Here is a 15,991-nt window from a genome sequence, read left to right as displayed (position 1 = left end):
GCCGCCAACGACACCATCACCGCCCACAACGCCGGCTGAACCACATCCACCCGCTCCAGCGCCGACCCGTCCTCCAACACCTCCAGCAGAGGAACATCGAGAAACGGCTCCAAAGCCGCCGCACACTCCCGCATCCGCGCGGCGAACACCGGCTCCTCAGCCAGCAGTTCCACCGCCATCCCCACCCACTGCGACCCCTGACCCGGGAACACGAAGACCGTCTGGGGCACGGTGTCCTCGCCGGGGACCTCACCACCGTCACCCGTCTTGCGGGCCAATGCCCTTACCGCGTCCAGCAGTTCCCGTCGGGTGGCGCCCGCGACCACCGCGCGACGCGCGTGCACCGCGCGATCGGTCGCCAGGGAGACACCCACGTCCAGCGCGGACGCCTCCGGCCGCGACTCGACGAAGGCCGCCAGCCGCTCGGCCTGCTCCCGGAGCGCCGCGCCGCTGCGGCCGGACAGCACCCACGGCACGACCGACGGCACAGGTCGCCCGTTCGCCGGTTCGGCCTCGGCCGGGGCCTCCTCGACGATCACGTGCGCGTTGGTGCCGCTGATCCCGAACGACGACACCGCCGCACGCCGTACCCGTCCGCTCTCCGGCCAGTCGCGTGCGTCCGCCAGGAGTTTCACGGCTCCGGAGGACCAGTCGACGCCCGGTGACGGCTCCTCGGCGTACAGCGAGGCGGGCAGCACGCCGTGGCGCAGCGCCTGCACCATCTTGATCAGACCGCCGACTCCGGCGGCCGCCTGGGCATGGCCGATGTTCGACTTCACCGAACCCAGCCACAACGGCCGCTCCGGGTCCCGCCCCTGGCCGTACGTCGCCAGCAGTGCCCCGGCCTCGATCGGATCGCCCAGCCGTGTCCCGGTTCCGTGTGCCTCCACCGCGTCCACGTCCGACGCCCCGAGCCCCGCGTCCGCCAGCGCGGCCCGGATCACCCGCTGCTGCGCCACACCACTCGGCGCGGACAGACCGTTCGACGCACCGTCCTGATTGACCGCACTCCCCCGCACCACCGCAAGCACCCGATGACCCCTGCGCCGCGCCACCGACAACCGCTCCAACACCAACACACCCACACCCTCGGACCAGGCTGTTCCGTCCGCGTCCGCCGAGAAGGCCTTGCAGCGGCCGTCCGCCGCCAGCCCGCCCTGCCGGTCGAACTCACGGAACATCCCGGGTGTCGCCATGACGGTGACACCGCCGGCCAGGGCCAGGTCGCACTCCCCCGACCGCAGCGCCCGAGCCGCCAGATGCAGCGCCACCAGCGACGAGGAGCACGCCGTGTCCACCGTCATCGCCGGACCCTCGAAACCGAACGTGTACGCCACCCGGCCGGAGATCACACTCGGGGTACTGCCCGTGAGGAGCTGGCCGGAGAGGTGGTCCGGGGCCTGGTGGGCTCGGGGGCCGTAGTCCTGCGTGGTGGCGCCGACGTAGACGCCGGTGGCCGAGCCCCGCAGCCCGGCCGGATCCAACCCGGCCTGCTCCAGGGCCTCCCAGGAGGTCTCCAGGAGCAGGCGCTGCTGCGGGTCCATCGTCAGCGCCTCGCGGGGCGAGATACCGAAGAAGTCCGCGTCGAAGTCCGCGGCCCCGTCGAGGAATCCGCCGCCGGGAGCGGGATCGCCCGAGCCCGTGCCGTACCGCTGCGTCGGGGCCCAGCCGCGGTCCGCGGGCCAGGTCGCGGCGGCGTGCGCGCCGTCGGCGACCATGCGCCACAGGTCGTCCGCCGAGGCGACGCCGCCGGGGTAGCGGCAGGCCATGCCGACGACCGCCAGGGGCTCGTCGGCCTCACGCGCTGAACCCGCCTCCCGGACGGGGACGGTGACGGTCGGTCCTTCGGGCACCGCACTCGCCCTCAGCGGTACGCCCGTACGCGCCGCCAGTCCCCCGGCGTCCTCCTCGGCCGACTCCGCGTCGGAGTTGGACTTGGAGTCGGTGTCCGTCTCCGTGTCGGTCAACCGGTCGCCGAGGTGAGCGGCAAGCGCCGTGGGCGTCGGATGGTCGAACACCGCGCTCGCCCTGAGCCGCACGCCCGTACGCGCCGCCAGTCCCCTGGCCAGCTCCTCGGTCATCACCGAGTCGAAACCGAGGTCCTTGAAGGTGAGGGCCGGGTTGACCGGGCCGGTGTCCTTCATGACGACGCCGGCCTGCTCGCGCACCAGCTCGCGCAGCGCGGCGGCACGCTTCGGCCCGGTGAGCGCGGCCAGCCGGGCGGCGGTTTCGGCGGACCGGTGGTCGTCGGGCTGCGCGCCGGTCGCGGCGGTCTCGGCGCCGGTCGCGGCGCCTTCGGCGGTGGCCGGTGACGGCAGGCCGTCGAGCCAGAACCGCCGGCGCTGGAACGGGTACGTGGGGAGGTCGACACGCCGGGCGCCGCCCAGCAGGGGCGCCCAGTCCACGTCGGCGCCGGCCACCCACAGCTGCGCCAGGGCCCGGACCGAGGCAGACCCTTCGTCCTCCCCGTCGCGCACCAGAGGCACGACGGCGGGAAGCCCCGGCGCGTCCACTTCGCCCTCGCCCGAGGCGCGTACCGACTCCTCGATCATGGAGGTGAGGACGGCCGCCGGGCCGATCTCCAGGAACGCCGACACGCCGTGGTCCCGCATCGCGGCGACGCCCTCGGCGAACCGGACCGGCTCCGCCGCCTGCCGTACCCAGTACGCGGGATCCTGCAAGAGCCCCGGCTCCGCCAGCGCTCCCGTCCCGAGCGACGCCACCGCCAGCCGCTGGACGCCGAACCCGACCGAGGACAGCACCTCGTGGAACGCCGCCGGCATCGGCCCACCGGCCGGCGCCGTCTCCGTCAGCCAGCCGCGCGCCAGCACCACCCGCGCGGCGTCCCGCACCGACCACACGCCGGCCACCTGCGCGGCCACCAGCTCTCCCACCGAGTGCCCGGCCACCACGGACGGCTCGACACCCCACGAGGTCAGCAGACGCCACGCGGCCACCCCGAACGCGAACGACCCCGGCTGGGCCCAGCCGGTTCGCGCGCCGTCCGTCCCGTCCGTCCTCTCCGGCCCCTCCGCCATGGCCCGCCGCAGACCCGCGCCGAACGCCCCGCGCTCCACACCGAACCGCTCACGATCCTGCGCCGACAGCCCCACCGTGCCGGCGACCTCCGCGGCCACCTCGTCGAACGCCTCGCAGACCTCCGCCAGCGCCTCGGCGAACACCGGGAAGGCGGACAGGCCCGCACCCGTGCCGCCGCGCTCCGAGCCCTCCCCGGAGAACACCACCCCCACGTCGCCCGGCGCCGCCTCGCCGGACAGCAGGACACCGGGCGCCGCCGTGCCGTCGGCCAGCGAGCGCACCCCGGCCAGCAGGCCCTCGTGCGACGGCGCCACGATCGCCGCACGCCGTCCGAAGGTGGTCCGTGACGACGCGAGGGACCAGGCGATGTCCGCGTCCGCCGCCGGGCCTTCCGTACCGTTCACCGCCTCGCCGCCCGCGAGGCGCGACGCGGCGTCGCGCAGGGCGGCCTCGCCGCGTCCGGACAGCAGCCACGGAACCGCGGGAAGGGCGACCGGCGCGGTGACGGGCTCCGGCGACCGCGGGTGCCAGTCGGTCAGCACCACATGGCAGTTGGTGCCCCCCATGCCGAAGGAGCTGACACCGGCGACGAGTTCACGCTCGGGCGACGGGTCGCCGGGCCACGGGCCGAGCTGTCGCTGGACGCGGAGGTTCAGTTCGTCGAGCGGGATACGGGGGTGGGGGTTCTCGAAGTTGAGGCTGGCGGGCAGCCTGCGGTGCTTGAGCGCCAGGACGGTCTTGATGAGGCCCGCGATACCGCCGGCACCGCTGAGGTGACCGATGTTGGTCTTGACGGAGCCGACCGCGAGGGGACGGTCGGCGCCGCGGTGGCGGCCGAGGGCGTCGCCCAGCGCGGCGGCCTCGACGGGGTCCCCGGTGGGGGTGCCGGTGCCGTGCAGTTCGACGTAGTCGACGGCGTCCGGGGAGATTCCGGCGCTCCGGTACGCGCGGGTGAGGACGTCGGACTGGGCGGCGGCGGTCGGCGTGGTGAAGGTCGCGCCGGCCGGGTCGTTGTTGGTGGCGCTGCCGCGGACCAGGCACAGGACGCGGTCGCCGTCGGCGAGCGCGGTGTCGAGCCGTTTCAGGACGACGGCGCCGCCGCCCTCGCCCGGTACGTAGCCGTCGGCACGCTCGTCGAACGTGAAGCAGCGGCCTCGCGGGGACAGCGCGCCGAGGCGCTCGGCGAGCAGCACGCTCTGGGGCAGCAGATGGAGGTTGACGCCGCAGACGAGCGCGGTGTCGGACTCTCCCGCGCGCAGGCTCTCGGCCGCCAGATGGAGGGCCACGAGGGAGGAGGACTGGGCCGTGTCGACCGTCAGGCTCGGACCGCGGGCGCCGAGGAAGGCGGCCAGGCGGTTGGCCATGACCCCGCGCTGCACGCCGGGCAGCGCGTGCTGCGTGGCGAGCGCCTGGACGTGCGGGAACAGCAGATGCGCGTAGTCGTCCCCGGTGACGCCGACGAACGTGCCGAGCCGGCTGCCGCGTACCTGCTCCGGCACGATCCGGGCGTCTTCCAGTGCCTCCCAGCCGAGTTCCAGGACGAGCCGGTGCTGGGGGTCGACGAACGGTGCCTCACGCGGCGAGATCCCGAAGAACGCGGCGTCGAACTCGTCGACGTTCTCCAGGAAGCCGCCCCGGCGGGGCGTACGCCCGGCGGCGGGGTCCGGCCAGCGGCCGGCCGGCACCTCGCCGACGCCGCTCTCGCCCGCGGCCAGCAGCCGCCACAGCCCGTCCGGGTCCGGCGCCCCGGGAAAGCGACATGAGACACCGACGACCGCAAGCGCCGTTTCCCGGCCGTCCGCTGCCCTCATGAGTGCGACTCCCTTGACCCTGGAAAGAAAAGCGGAAGAACGTAATCAAGACCTGTGCCGCGGCCCTCCGGAATTACCTTCCGGATTAACGTGACAGCATGATTCGCGCGACAGCACTCCACGCGAATACCCCACGATTCCCCGCACGGGCGGGGAAGACATCCGTGAACGCCGCCGTTACGAAGTCGACCAGGCGTGTTCCGCCACATTGCGGTGCACCGCAGTCCGGACGGCATTGCCTTTCCGGGTTGGCCGGTGGTAGACCTGACGCTAATTCCCGCGGCTCATACCGCATCTATCCTGGAGGAAATCGGGAATGCCGAACGACAGTCTGACTTCCGAGATCGCAGAGATACGTTCGTCCTATGTCCGTGACCGTCTCGCTTTTGTACCCGGCGAGCAGATGGTCCGCATCGTGCAGGCGCTGGGTGCCACGGACGAGGACCTCGACCGGCTCGTCACCGTCAGCGACGCCCTGGAGAGCGATCCGACGCTCCCGTTCCGCAAGACCCGCACCGGGCGGTTCGGCTTCGACCCCGTCGCCCTGGAGGTGCGGCGGCTGGAGTTCCAGCCGTTCATGCTGTCCACGGAGGACGACTTCGTACGGCACGACGCCGGGCAGGTCCGGGTCTTCGACGAGATCCGCGACGACCTGCAGCTCAACACGGCGCTCCAGGCGCTGTTCGTCTTCAAGTACCTGGTGTTCGACGGGATGACGGTCGAGCCCCGTCCGAAGCTGGACTACGACAGCGACCGCTGGGTGTGCACCCTGCTGAACGTGCGCACGACCACCACCCGCGACCTGGTCGGCGAACCGGCGCTGGAGGGGGTGCACAGCGACGGCGTCGACCACACCATGACGACGTATCTGGGCAGCACCAACATGACCGAGGACAGCGCGGTCACGTTCCTGCACGAGATGGACGAGGTCAACGGCACCCGGTGGCACGACACCGACCCGGAGCTGGTGCGTGCGCGCGCCCAGCACCGCGACTTCCTCGACACGTGCCTGATCGTCGACCACGAACTCAAGCACAGCGTCTCGACGTTGTACGCGGCCGACCCGGACCGGCCGGCCACCCGTGACCTGCTGGCGTTCCTGACCCGCCGGCCGGTGGGCAGGGACCACCACTCCTACGAGTTCGACTCTCCGGCGCCGCACGCGACGATGCCGATGACGGTGGCGCTGAACACCCTGGACGAGACGGCGCGCACAGCGGGCTGACCCCGCCCTCGGGGGCCGGGGCGCGCCGCCCTCGACGTCAGGTGAGGTAGTCCTCGGGACCGCCGTCACGGACGGTGTCGAGGGTGAAGCAGTGGAACCCGCCCCCGAAGAGGCGCCGGTGGCGGTGCCGTACGGGGACCACGGTGAACTTCGCCGCCTCCAGGGTCCGGACCAGTTCGGGGCTGGCCTCGTTGACCAGGACGGTGTCCGGGTCGACGGACAGCACGTTGAGGTCGATGAAGGGACTCGTCAGGATGAGCGCGTCGTCGTCGTACCGCGGGAAGCTGTTCTGCCGCGGGGTGGGCGCGACGATCCGGTCCCAGCGGCGCAGTTCGGGCGGCAGCGCGTCCGCGACCGCCTCGGAGCGCACCAGCAGCAGGCCGGGGCGCAGGGCCAGGACCATGCTGTCGATGTGGCTGTCGCTCAGCCGGTGCACCCGGTGGATGCGGAACCGGCCTTCGAGGTGGCGCTCCAGCCAGGTGACCGCGAGCGCGTGGTTCTCGGTGGCGATGTTGACGACGATGTCCCGGCCGAGCCGCAGGCACTGGGCCGCGTCGAACATCATCTCCAGGCCCACGTCCCAGGGCGAGGGCCGCGGTTCTTCCACGGGTTCTGTCGGTCCGCCCGCGGTCGCGGTGCGCACGTACGACAGGTCGAAGGACGTGTCGGTCATCATGGGGCGCGGCATGGTGGTCCAGCGGGCGCCGCTGCGGAAGTAGTCCTGGAAGAGCGGTTTGAGGAACTGGGTCTCGAAGTAGCGGGAGCGGATCATCGGCGGTGTCTCGATGATCTCGTCGCCGACGATGAGTGTGTTGTCCCGGATGTTGAGCGGCGGTACGACGGAGGCGGACCAGGCCGGGGTGGTGACCTCGGCGGTGTCCGCGGGCAGCGCGAGGGGCCGGTGGACGGTGACACCGAGGGTGCGCAGGGTGTCGGCCAGGCCCTCCAGGTCCTCGTTCAGCTCGTCGACGTACTTCCGGGCCACGGGCAGCCGCTGCCGGCCGGATCCCTCGCGCCGCGCCGTGAGCCGGGGGTAGTACCACTCGGACCGGCCGGGGTTGTCCTGGGCGAGGTTGTCGTGGAAGAAGAGGTCGAAGGAGAGTTCCCGCTCGTGCGAGACATAGTTCCGCGCGGATCCGACGACGACTTCGCGCAGGGGCGACCACTCGTCAAAACTGTTCAAGCGCACGGGGGGACCGCCTACTCATCGGGATGGCTGGTTCTCTCTCAGCGGGTGGGGTGTCCGGGGCGGGCGGCGGCCCGCAGGGTGGCGGTGACCAGCGAGGCGATCTCCGGTTCGTGGTCGGTCACGAAGAAGTGGCCGCCGGGGAAGACCTTCAGGTCGAAGGCGCCCGTGGTGTGGTCGCGCCAGTCGGCCACCTGGTCGACCCCGACGTGGGCGTCCCGGTCCCCGGCGAGCGCGACGACGTCGCACCCCACGATCGCGCCGGGTCCCGCGTCGTACGTCTCCGAGGCGACGTAGTCGGCCCGTACCGACGGCAGGAGGAGCTGCAGCAGTTCGGGCTCGTCGAGGATGCGGCCGTCGGTGCCCTCCATGCTCTGGAGTTCGGCGACGACGCCCGCGTCGTCGAGGAAGCGGACGCCGCGGTCGCTCTCGATCGACGGGGCGCGACGGCCGGAGGCGAACAGGGCCAGCGGGGCGGCGGGGCCCTCGCGTTCGAGGAGCCTGGCCAGTTCGAAGCCGACGGCGGCGCCCATGCTGTGCCCGAGCAGGGCGAAGGGCCGTCCCGCGATCAGCGGACCCAGGTCGTCGAAGACGCCGCGGGCGAGTTCCTGCACGGATTCCAGGCAGGGTTCGTGGAACCGGTTCTGGCGGCCGGGGTACTGCGTCGCGAGGACGTCGACCTCGGCGGCCAGGCGCTCCGACAGGGAGAAGTAGGCGCTCGCGGACCCTCCGGCGTACGGCAGGCACACCAGTGCGACCCGGGCGTCCGGACGCGGGTGGAATCTGCGGAACCAGGGGCTCGTGGACGCGGCGCTCAGCTCCATGGCGGGGCTGCTCCCTTCGGCTCGTCGGGGCGGGATCCGGTGCGGTCCGGCCCAGGGCGTCGGCGCCCTGGCGCCGTTCTGCACCTCACGGGGTCGCTGTCACGGGGACCGGCGGTGCGGGGGGCCTGCGTCCGTCGGTGTCCTCGGTGTGGGGCCGCCCCGACTCAGTCGAGGGCGTTCGCTCCACCGCCGTCGGCGGGCGAGTCCCGGTGCAGCCACTCCAGGAACGGCCGCGGGGCGAGGGTGCTGACCCGCTTCCGGTACGCGGCCACGTCGGCGTCGGTCAGTACCTCGCGACCGGCGCCCGAGCGTCCTCCGTGGAAGAAGTCCACCGGGTCCGTGAGGACTTCGGTGTCCGGCGCCAGCCACTGTGCCTTGGCCTTCATCTCGTCGAACGTCGCGGCCTTCACCAGTTCCGGCCAGACCGACGCGTCCACCGTGATGTCCAGCCACTCGGCCAGCGCCGCCATCTGGCCTCCGAGGTCGGCGCTCAGGTCGTCGTAGTGCAGGAGCTTGATGTTCGGCTCCGCCCGCCGCTTCCAGGCGTCGAGGGGATGATGGAGCTCGGCCGAGGCCACGTCCTGCTCCCAGCCGTCGGACGATCCGGCCTCGCACCAGTTCAGCAAATACTCGCGCACCGGCGGAAGCGTGGGCGAGGGCTGCCTGACGTTCGGTGCGTCCGGCTCGCTCTGGAAGGCGTGCAGCCACTCGGCACGGATGTTGGCGGCCTGCCGGTACATGGACAGGGCCCGGTCGAGCGGGTGCCGGGCGACGACGATGTACCGGACGCGCGGATCGAGCGGCAGTCCGTCGAGCGGCACGTGCGTCTTGAGGACGCGGCGGTGCTCCTGCTCGGCGAGGCGCGCGTACATCTGGTCCCGCGGGGTGAACAGCTGGTCCAGCCACGGCGACAGGGTCGACAGCGGCTTCGGGAGTTCGGGCGTCTGGAAGACGAGCAACGCGCAGATCATCTGCACCCAGGTCGTCCCCGACTTCGCCGGGCTGCTGATGACGATGTCGCCCTCACGCACCGGGAAGTCGTCCCAGCGGGCGCTGTCCTGCTGCGGCGAACTGTACCGACGTGGTGCTGCCGTCATCATCGCCCCCCGACCGCTCGGAGGGCATCGCACGGGGCCGGTTCGCCACCGTCGTGGGTGGCCTCGGGCGGTTCCGGGCGACAGTCGTTCAGGACCAGGGGACGAACACGCATGACGGCATACCTCGCAGGAGAGCGGACCGGTGGCGGATACCGTCCCAACCTGCCGTCGCCGCCGGGGCGAGGCATCCACGATCACCACAGTTACGGCCGTGCGGTGGATCTTCGGCCCGCCGCGCGGCGGTGGACCGCGGCGGGTCCGTCGCCGCGTCGGACGCGGGCCGTGCCGTGGACGGGAACGGCCCCGCGCCGCCCGGTCCCCCGGGACCGGCGGGAGGCGGCGCCCGCTGACCCCGCGGCCGGTGCGCTCGTACACGGTTTTCACGCCGCGGGCCGAGCCGTCGTGACGTAACGGCGGCTCACACCGATCTCCCCGGCCACCACCGTTCGGGAGCATCCCTTGCAACGGCCGTACGGTCGGCCTCGCTCCGGCCCCTGACGCCGGCCAGGTTCCCTCCGCACGGAAGGTCGGGCTCACGTGACACATGCCGTCGACGCGGGTGCGTCGCGCAGGGAGTACGCGGACCGGGTGCGAGGCGACCGTGGCGAGGCACCGCGCCCGACCGGCTGTTCGAGGACTGCCCGCTGATGGCGGAGTACCTGTCCGGCGCACGGCGGGTGAGCGGTGGCCCACCGGGCCGGCCCCGGGGGCAGCCACCGCGTCGCCACCGCCCCTCGTACCCCGACTCCCGTACAGACGAAGGAGATTCCACCGTGACGCAGTCCGCATCCCCGCAGCCCACCACCGAAGCCGTGACCGCCGCCGACGCCGTGCCCGCCCCGGACTCGGCGCCCGCCGCCGCTTCCGGCCCAGGCTCCGGCTCAGGCGACGAGTTCGAGATCCGCCTCGTCTCCGGCGCACTGGGCGCCGAGGTGCGCGGAGTCGACCTGAACACGGTCACGGACGCGCAGTTCGACCGGATCCACGAGCTGATGCTCGAACACCTCGTGCTGTTCTTCCCCGGCCAGGAGAGCCTGACCCCCAAGGCCCACGTGGCGCTCGGCCGGCGCTTCGGCGACGTCGAGGTCCACCCGTTCCTGCCCAAGCTGGAGGAACACCCCGAGATCACCCTCATCGAGTCCGACAAGGGCGGGAAGGCCGACGAGTGGCACATCGACGTCAGCTTCAGTCCCAATCCGCCCATCGCCTCGATCCTGCACCTGGTCCACTGCCCGCCCTCGGGCGGCGACACCATGTGGAGCAACCAGTACCTCGCGTACGAGACGCTGTCCGCGTCCTTCAAGGAGCTGCTTGACGGCCTCACCGCCGTCCACGTGCTGAAGATCCCGCCGGTCATCGAGATGTCCGCCGAGCACCCCGTCGTACGGGTCCACCCGGAGACCGGGCGCCGGTCGCTGTACGTCACCCGGCTGTGGACCTCGCACATCCCCCAGCTGACGCGGCAGGAGAGCGACGCCGTGCTCCAGCACCTGTTCGAGCACTCCGAGCAGCCGCGCTTCACCTGCCGGCACCGCTGGGACGCGCACACCGTGGCGCTCTGGGACAACCGGGCCACCCAGCACGTCGCCATCAACGACTACCAGGAGTACCGCCGCGGCCAGCGCGTCACCGTCCCCGGGGACCTTCCCACGAGCGACACCCCGCGCAAGCCCGACTACGAGCGCAGCGGCGACGAGCGCTACTACCCGCGCCGCGTCAACGCCCGCGTCGGCTACTGAGGCCGCGCCCCCCTCTCCCCGAAGTCCGCGCTGTCGCCCGCGCAACGGAGCGCGGGCTGTCACACGGTGTCCCGCGGGGTCTCAGGACGCGACACCGGCCGGCTGACGCGACCCGCCGGCCGGCTCAGGCCGGGAGCCGCGGCACGCTGTCGATCAGGCGTCGGGTGTACGGGTGGGCCGGGGCGCCCAGCACCTGAGCGGTGTCGCCCTGTTCGACCAGCCGGCCGCGTTCCAGCACCGCCGTGCGCTCGCACAGGGAGGCGACGACCGACAGGTCGTGGGAGACCATGACGAGGGTCAGCCGCCGCTCCTCCTTGAGCTCGGCCAGCAGGTCGACGATCTTGACCCGGGTGGCGACGTCGAGCGCGCTCACGGGTTCGTCGGCGAGCAGGACGCGCGGGTCGCACACGATGGCGCGGGCGATGGCGATCCGCTGGCGCTGGCCGCCGGAGAACTCGTGCGGGTAGCGGGAGGCCGCGTCGGCCGGCAGTCCGACCCGTTCGAGCGCGGCACTCACCTTCGGGGCGGCGGTCGTACGGGTGTCGAGGCCCAGGGAACGCAGCGGTTCGGCGACGATCGCGGCGACGCGCCGACTCGGGTCGAGGGAGGAGTACGGGTCCTGGAACACGCACTGGACGCCGCGCCGGAAGCGCCTCATCTGCCGCCGGTCGCGCGGGGCGAGCGGCTCGCCGTCGAAGCGGACGGTGCCGGCCGTGGGACGCGCCAGGCCCAGCAGGAGGCGCAGCAGGGTGGTCTTGCCGGCGCCCGACTCACCGACGAGGGCCAGCGACTGTCCTGGCGCCACGGCGAGGGACACGTCCTGTACGACGTCGGTGGCGGCGCCCCGGTAGCGCACGGCCACGTCCGTCAGCTCCAGCACGGGGGTGGGTTCCGGCACGTCGGTCATCGCGGGCTCCTCAGGTCCAGGGCGGACTCCAGCTTGCGGGCGCCCGCGACGAGCGCCTTGGTGTACGCGGCCTTCGGCGCTCCGACGACGTCCAGGACGGGGCCCTCCTCGACGGCCCGGCCGTCCTTCATCACCAGCACGCGGTCGGTCACCGCGGCGACCACGGCGAGGTCGTGGCTGACGAACAGCACCGCCATCTCCCGTTCGCGCACGAGGGTGTCGAGCAGCTCCAGCATCTCGGCCTGCACGGACACGTCGAGCGCGGTGGTGGGTTCGTCGGCGATCAGCAGGCGCGGTTCGCAGGCCAGTGCCATGGCGAGGGCGACGCGCTGGCGCTGGCCGCCGGAGATCTCGTGCGGGAAGGAGCGGGCGATGCGATCGGGTTCGGGCAGCCGTACCCGGGCGAGCGCCTCGGCGACGGCGATGCGCAGTCCTCGTCCCTTGAGGCCGGTCCTGCGGGCCAGCGGCAGGGCGATCTGACGGCCCATCCGCATGAGCGGGTCGAGGGCGGTCAGGGGCTCCTGGAAGACCACGGCCGCGTCCCGGCCGCGTACGGCGGTGAGGCGTTTCTCGGGGGCGCCGACGATCTGCGTGCCGGCCAGTTCGACGCTGCCGGTGGCGGTCATGCCGTCGGGCAGCAGGCCCAGCACGGCGAGCGTGGTGAGGGACTTGCCGGAGCCGGACTCGCCGATCAGGCCGAGGCGTTCGCCGCCGGCGACGGTGAAGGAGAGGCCGTCGACCAGGGTGTGCCCGTCGTCGGTGCGCACGGTCAGGCCACGTACGTCGAGCAGCGGGCCGGGGAGGGTCATGTCCGCCTCCTGCGGGTCGCCGGGTCGAGGGTGTCGCGCAGCCCGTCGGCGATGAGGTTGACCCCGATGACGAGCAGGACCAGCAGGATGCCGGGGGCCAGTGCGCCGGCGGGGGCGGTGGTGAAGGTGGCCTGTGCCTCCTGGAGCATGCGGCCCCAGGAGGCGTTGGGCGGCGGGGCGCCGAGGCCGAGGTAGGACAGGCCGGCCTCGGCGAGCACGGCGAGGCCGAACTGCAGGGCCAGGTTGACCACGAGGGTGGGCCAGATGTTCGGCAGCACGTGGGCGACGACCGTACGCGGCCAGGAGGTGCCCGAGGTACGGGCGGCGGTGACGTAGTCCCGCGCCAGGACCCGCTTGACCAGGATCCGTACGAGCCGGGCGACCACCGCGCTCTGGGCCAGGCCGATGGCGAGGATCGCGGAGCCGAGGGTGGCCGAGCGGGCGGCGACGACGAGCATCGCGAGCAGCAGCGTCGGGAAGGCGATGAGGATGTCGAGGAACGCGGCGAGGGTGTCGTCGAGCCAGCCCTGCGCGAACGCGGCGAGCACACCGAGGGCGACCCCGAGGAACGCGGCGATCAGCACCGAGCCCAGGCCCGCCTCGACGGCGATACGGGAGCCGGTCATCAGCTGGCTGAACAGGTCCCGGCCCAGCTTGTCGGTGCCGAGCAGGTGTCCGTCGCCGGGTCCCGCGAGCCGGCCCCCGGAGGTGTCGTCGGCGTCGAAGGGCAGCCAGAGCAGCGAGACCAGGGCGAGCAGCACGATCAGGGCGGTCAGTACGCAGCCGGCCAGCAGGGTGGCGGACCGGCGGCGGCGCGAGGCGGGCGCCGCCTCCTTGTGCGGGAGGTCCGTCAGGGTCACCGGGCACCTCCGGAGAGCCGTCCGCGCAGTCGCGGGTCGATGATCCGCTGGACCAGGTCGGCGGTGAAGCCGATCAGGAGGACGGCGAGGGTCGAGACGAACAGGACGCCCTGGACGACCGGGTAGTCGTGCTGGGCGATCCCGGTGGCGAGCAGCGAGCCGAGGCCGGGCAGCGCGTACACCGACTCCACGACGACCGCGCCTAGCAGGGTCGAGGCGAGTTCGATGCCGAGGACGGAGATCACGGGTACGGAGGCGTTGCGCAGCCCGTGCCGCCACATGGCGCCGGGGAAGGACGCGCCGAGGGCGCGGGCGGTGCGCAGATAGTCGCTGCCGAGGACGTCGAGGGTGGCGGAGCGGACGTAGCGGATCAGTGAGGCGCCCATCACCAGGGCGATGGTGACCACCGGCAGGACGAGGGAGCGTACGGCGTCGGCGGGCGCGGCCCAGCCGTCCTGCGGAAAGCCGCCGGAGGGGAGCCATCCCGCGTTCAGGGCGAACACGGCGATGAGGATCATGCCGAGCCAGAACACCGGAACGGCGATGCCCAGTTGGGAGACGCCGCTGAGCAGGGCGCCGTACCAGGTGTGGCGTTTGTACGCGGCCACGAAACCGACGGGTACGGCGATGACGACGGCCAGGACGAACGCGGCCAGCGTCAGCGGGACGGTGACGTTCAGGCGGGAGCCGACCTCGGGGCCGACCGGCAGCGAGCTGACGAACGACGTACCGAGGTCGCCGCTCACCAGCTGCCCGAGCCAGTGGGTGAACTGCTCGGGCAGCGGCCGGTCGGAGCCGATGGAGTGGCGGGCCGCGGCGATCTGGTCCGGGCTCGCGCCCACCGAGGTGAGCGCGTTGGCCGGGTCGCCCGGCAGCAGGCGCAGCAGGACGAAGAGCACCACGCTCGCCAGGGCCAGCGACACCAGGAGGAACGCGAGTCGGCGCAGGAGATAGCGCCCCATCAGCCCTTCTTCTTGATGTCGTAGGCGTAGAACTGGGAGTTGAGGCCGTTGAGCGGGTAGCCGGAGATCTTGCTGCCGGCGACGACGATCTGCGGGTAGAGGTAGAGCCAGTCGCTGGCCGCGTCCTCGGCGGTCCTGCGGTTGACCTTCTTCAGCAGTTCGGTCTGCTCGGTGGTCGTGGAGGCCTCCTCGGCCTGCTGGACCCACTGGGTGACCTGCTTGTTGTCGTAGCCCCAGTAGAAGTCGGGGTCGCCGTACCAGACCAGGTCGCGGTCGTTGACGTGCTCCTGGAGCGTGGCGGTGAAGTCGTGGTTCTTATAGACCTTCGTGTACCACTCGTCCGGCGTGATCGTGTTGATCTTGACGGTGATGCCGACCGCGGCGAGCTGGGACTTGATGAACGTGGCGGCCGTGGGGTGCGGGTCGTAGTTCGGGGTGTCGAGGGTGAAGGTGAGGCCCTTGGCGTAGCCGGCCTCGGCGAGCAGCTTCTTGGCCTTGGTGACGTCGTACGCGTTGACGTCGGTGAGGTCCTCGTACCAGGGGTCGGTGGGCGGCACCATCGAGCCGATGAGCTTGCCGTAGCCGCCCCAGACGGACTCGAGGAGCTTCTTGTCGTCGATGGCGGCGGAGACGGCCTGGCGGACCTTGACGTCGGTGAACGGCTTGGCCTTGTCGTTGAAGGCGAGGAGCAGCTTGGTGGTGGAGTCGCCGTCGTTGACCTTGTAGTTCTGGTTGCTCTTGAACTGCTCCAGGGCGTCGGGCGACTGCTCGCTGGTGACCACGTCGACGGCGTTGGTCAGCAGCGCGTTGTTCAGCGCGCTGGCGTCCTTGTAGTAGTGGTAGACGACCTTCTTGTTGGCGGCGGCGTCGCCCCAGTAGCCGGCGAAGCGGTCGAGGCTCAGCGCGGAGCCGCGGGTCCACTTGGCGAGGGTGTAGGGGCCGGTGCCGTCCTCGGTCGTCTTGAGGTTCTTCGCCTCGGAGTTGATGATCCAGACGTAGGAGAGGTTGTAGACGAAGGAGATCGACTTCTTCGACAGGGTGACCTCGACGGTCCGCTTGTCGGGGGTGGCGATGTCCTTGACGACCTCGAGGTTGCTCTTGCGGGCGGACTGCGAGTCGTCCGCGAGGACCTTCTCCAGGCTGTACTTGACGTCGGAGCTGGTCAGTTCCTTGCCGCTGTGGAACTTCACTCCGTCGCGCAGGGTGAAGGTGTAGGTGAGGCCGTCCTTGCTCACCTCGTGGTTCCGGGCGAGGAGGTTCTCGACCTTGCCGTCGTCGGTGAGCTTGAACAGACCCTCGTAGACGTTGCCGTTGAGGGCCTCGGTGACGCCCTGGCCGCCGCCCGCGGTGTTGTCGAGGTTCTGCGGCTCGTAGAGGGAGCCGATGTTCACGGTGGCGTTCTTGTCCCAGGTGCCGCCCGAGGCGCTGCTCCCGCCGGAGCCGCCGCAGGCGGTGAGGGTGAGGGCGAGGCCGGCCACGGTGGCGGTGCCGTAGAGGGATGCCTTGTTGCTGCTGATGCTCATGGGTGTCGG

The 15,991-nt window shown here is 71.9% G+C and carries 10 protein-coding genes and 1 pseudogene; 2 read left to right on the top strand and 9 right to left on the bottom strand.

Going from position 1 to position 15,991, the window contains the following annotated elements:
- Positions 1 to 4,850, bottom strand: a 4,850-nt coding sequence (locus ACLVWQ_RS37105) for a beta-ketoacyl synthase N-terminal-like domain-containing protein (RefSeq protein ID WP_414113682.1), incomplete at its 3' end; no start/stop codon positions are given.
- A 316-nt stretch (positions 4,851 to 5,166) separates the two neighbouring features.
- Here ACLVWQ_RS37105 and ACLVWQ_RS37100 point away from each other — a divergent pair.
- Positions 5,167 to 6,075 (top strand): 2OG-Fe dioxygenase family protein, encoded by a 909-nt coding sequence (locus ACLVWQ_RS37100; RefSeq protein WP_414113681.1) that lies wholly within the window; start codon positions 5,167 to 5,169, stop codon positions 6,073 to 6,075.
- 37 nt (positions 6,076 to 6,112) lie between these two features.
- Here ACLVWQ_RS37100 and ACLVWQ_RS37095 read toward each other — a convergent pair whose 3' ends face one another.
- From ACLVWQ_RS37095 to ACLVWQ_RS37085, 3 genes are all read right to left on the bottom strand, one after another.
- Positions 6,113 to 7,264 carry a glycine amidinotransferase gene (locus tag ACLVWQ_RS37095; RefSeq protein ID WP_414113680.1) on the bottom strand — a complete coding sequence of 384 codons (1,152 nt, stop codon included), beginning with the start codon at positions 7,262 to 7,264 and terminating at the stop codon, positions 6,113 to 6,115.
- Positions 7,265 to 7,302: 38 nt separating this feature from the next.
- Positions 7,303 to 8,085 (bottom strand): thioesterase II family protein, encoded by a 783-nt coding sequence (locus ACLVWQ_RS37090; protein ID WP_414113679.1) that lies wholly within the window; start codon positions 8,083 to 8,085, stop codon positions 7,303 to 7,305.
- Between the two features lie 164 nt (positions 8,086 to 8,249).
- The gene (locus ACLVWQ_RS37085) at positions 8,250 to 9,182 is read right to left on the bottom strand and encodes a sulfotransferase domain-containing protein (protein WP_414113678.1); all 933 of its coding nucleotides are present in this window, start codon (positions 9,180 to 9,182) and stop codon (positions 8,250 to 8,252) included.
- Positions 9,183 to 9,955: 773 nt separating this feature from the next.
- Between ACLVWQ_RS37085 and ACLVWQ_RS37080 the strand changes: the two genes are divergently transcribed.
- Positions 9,956 to 10,921, top strand: coding sequence for a TauD/TfdA dioxygenase family protein (locus ACLVWQ_RS37080; RefSeq protein ID WP_414113677.1), 966 nt, complete (start codon positions 9,956 to 9,958; stop codon positions 10,919 to 10,921).
- Positions 10,922 to 11,045: 124 nt separating this feature from the next.
- Here the strand turns inward: ACLVWQ_RS37080 and ACLVWQ_RS37075 are convergent.
- From ACLVWQ_RS37075 to ACLVWQ_RS37055, 5 genes and pseudogenes are all read right to left on the bottom strand, one after another.
- A pseudogene (locus ACLVWQ_RS37075) lies at positions 11,046 to 11,717 on the bottom strand (ABC transporter ATP-binding protein); the annotation flags it as partial.
- Between the two features lie 107 nt (positions 11,718 to 11,824).
- Complete coding sequence (locus ACLVWQ_RS37070; protein ID WP_414113676.1) at positions 11,825 to 12,637, bottom strand: ATP-binding cassette domain-containing protein; 813 nt, start codon at positions 12,635 to 12,637, stop codon at positions 11,825 to 11,827.
- Positions 12,634 to 13,497: an ABC transporter permease gene (locus ACLVWQ_RS37065; protein WP_414113675.1), complete on the bottom strand. Its 864-nt coding sequence runs from the start codon at positions 13,495 to 13,497 to the stop codon at positions 12,634 to 12,636. Before ACLVWQ_RS37065 ends, ACLVWQ_RS37070 begins: the two co-directional genes overlap by 4 nt.
- Positions 13,494 to 14,459 (bottom strand): ABC transporter permease, encoded by a 966-nt coding sequence (locus ACLVWQ_RS37060; protein ID WP_414113674.1) that lies wholly within the window; start codon positions 14,457 to 14,459, stop codon positions 13,494 to 13,496. The genes ACLVWQ_RS37065 and ACLVWQ_RS37060 overlap by 4 nt, the downstream gene beginning before the upstream one ends.
- Positions 14,459 to 15,982 (bottom strand): ABC transporter substrate-binding protein, encoded by a 1,524-nt coding sequence (locus tag ACLVWQ_RS37055; protein ID WP_414113673.1) that lies wholly within the window; start codon positions 15,980 to 15,982, stop codon positions 14,459 to 14,461. The genes ACLVWQ_RS37060 and ACLVWQ_RS37055 overlap by 1 nt, the downstream gene beginning before the upstream one ends.
- Positions 15,983 to 15,991: the final 9 nt, after the last annotated feature.

It is taken from the genome of Streptomyces sp. CWNU-52B (genome assembly GCF_047444975.1).
Taxonomy (GTDB): Bacteria; Actinomycetota; Actinomycetes; order Streptomycetales; family Streptomycetaceae; genus Streptomyces.
This window is presented reverse-complemented; position numbering and strand designations above follow the sequence as displayed.

Bases quoted from the DNA above. Each gene is read 5' to 3' on its own strand.
- ACLVWQ_RS37100 (WP_414113681.1), top strand. From the start codon at position 5,167: ATGCCGAACGACAGTCTGACTTCCGAGATCGCAGAGATACGTTCGTCC.
- ACLVWQ_RS37090 (WP_414113679.1), bottom strand. From the start codon at position 8,085: ATGGAGCTGAGCGCCGCGTCCACGAGCCCCTGGTTCCGCAGATTCCAC.
- ACLVWQ_RS37085 (WP_414113678.1), bottom strand. From the start codon at position 9,182: ATGACGGCAGCACCACGTCGGTACAGTTCGCCGCAGCAGGACAGCGCC.
- ACLVWQ_RS37070 (WP_414113676.1), bottom strand. From the start codon at position 12,637: ATGACCCTCCCCGGCCCGCTGCTCGACGTACGTGGCCTGACCGTGCGC.
- ACLVWQ_RS37060 (WP_414113674.1), bottom strand. From the start codon at position 14,459: ATGGGGCGCTATCTCCTGCGCCGACTCGCGTTCCTCCTGGTGTCGCTG.
- ACLVWQ_RS37055 (WP_414113673.1), bottom strand. From the start codon at position 15,982: ATGAGCATCAGCAGCAACAAGGCATCCCTCTACGGCACCGCCACCGTG.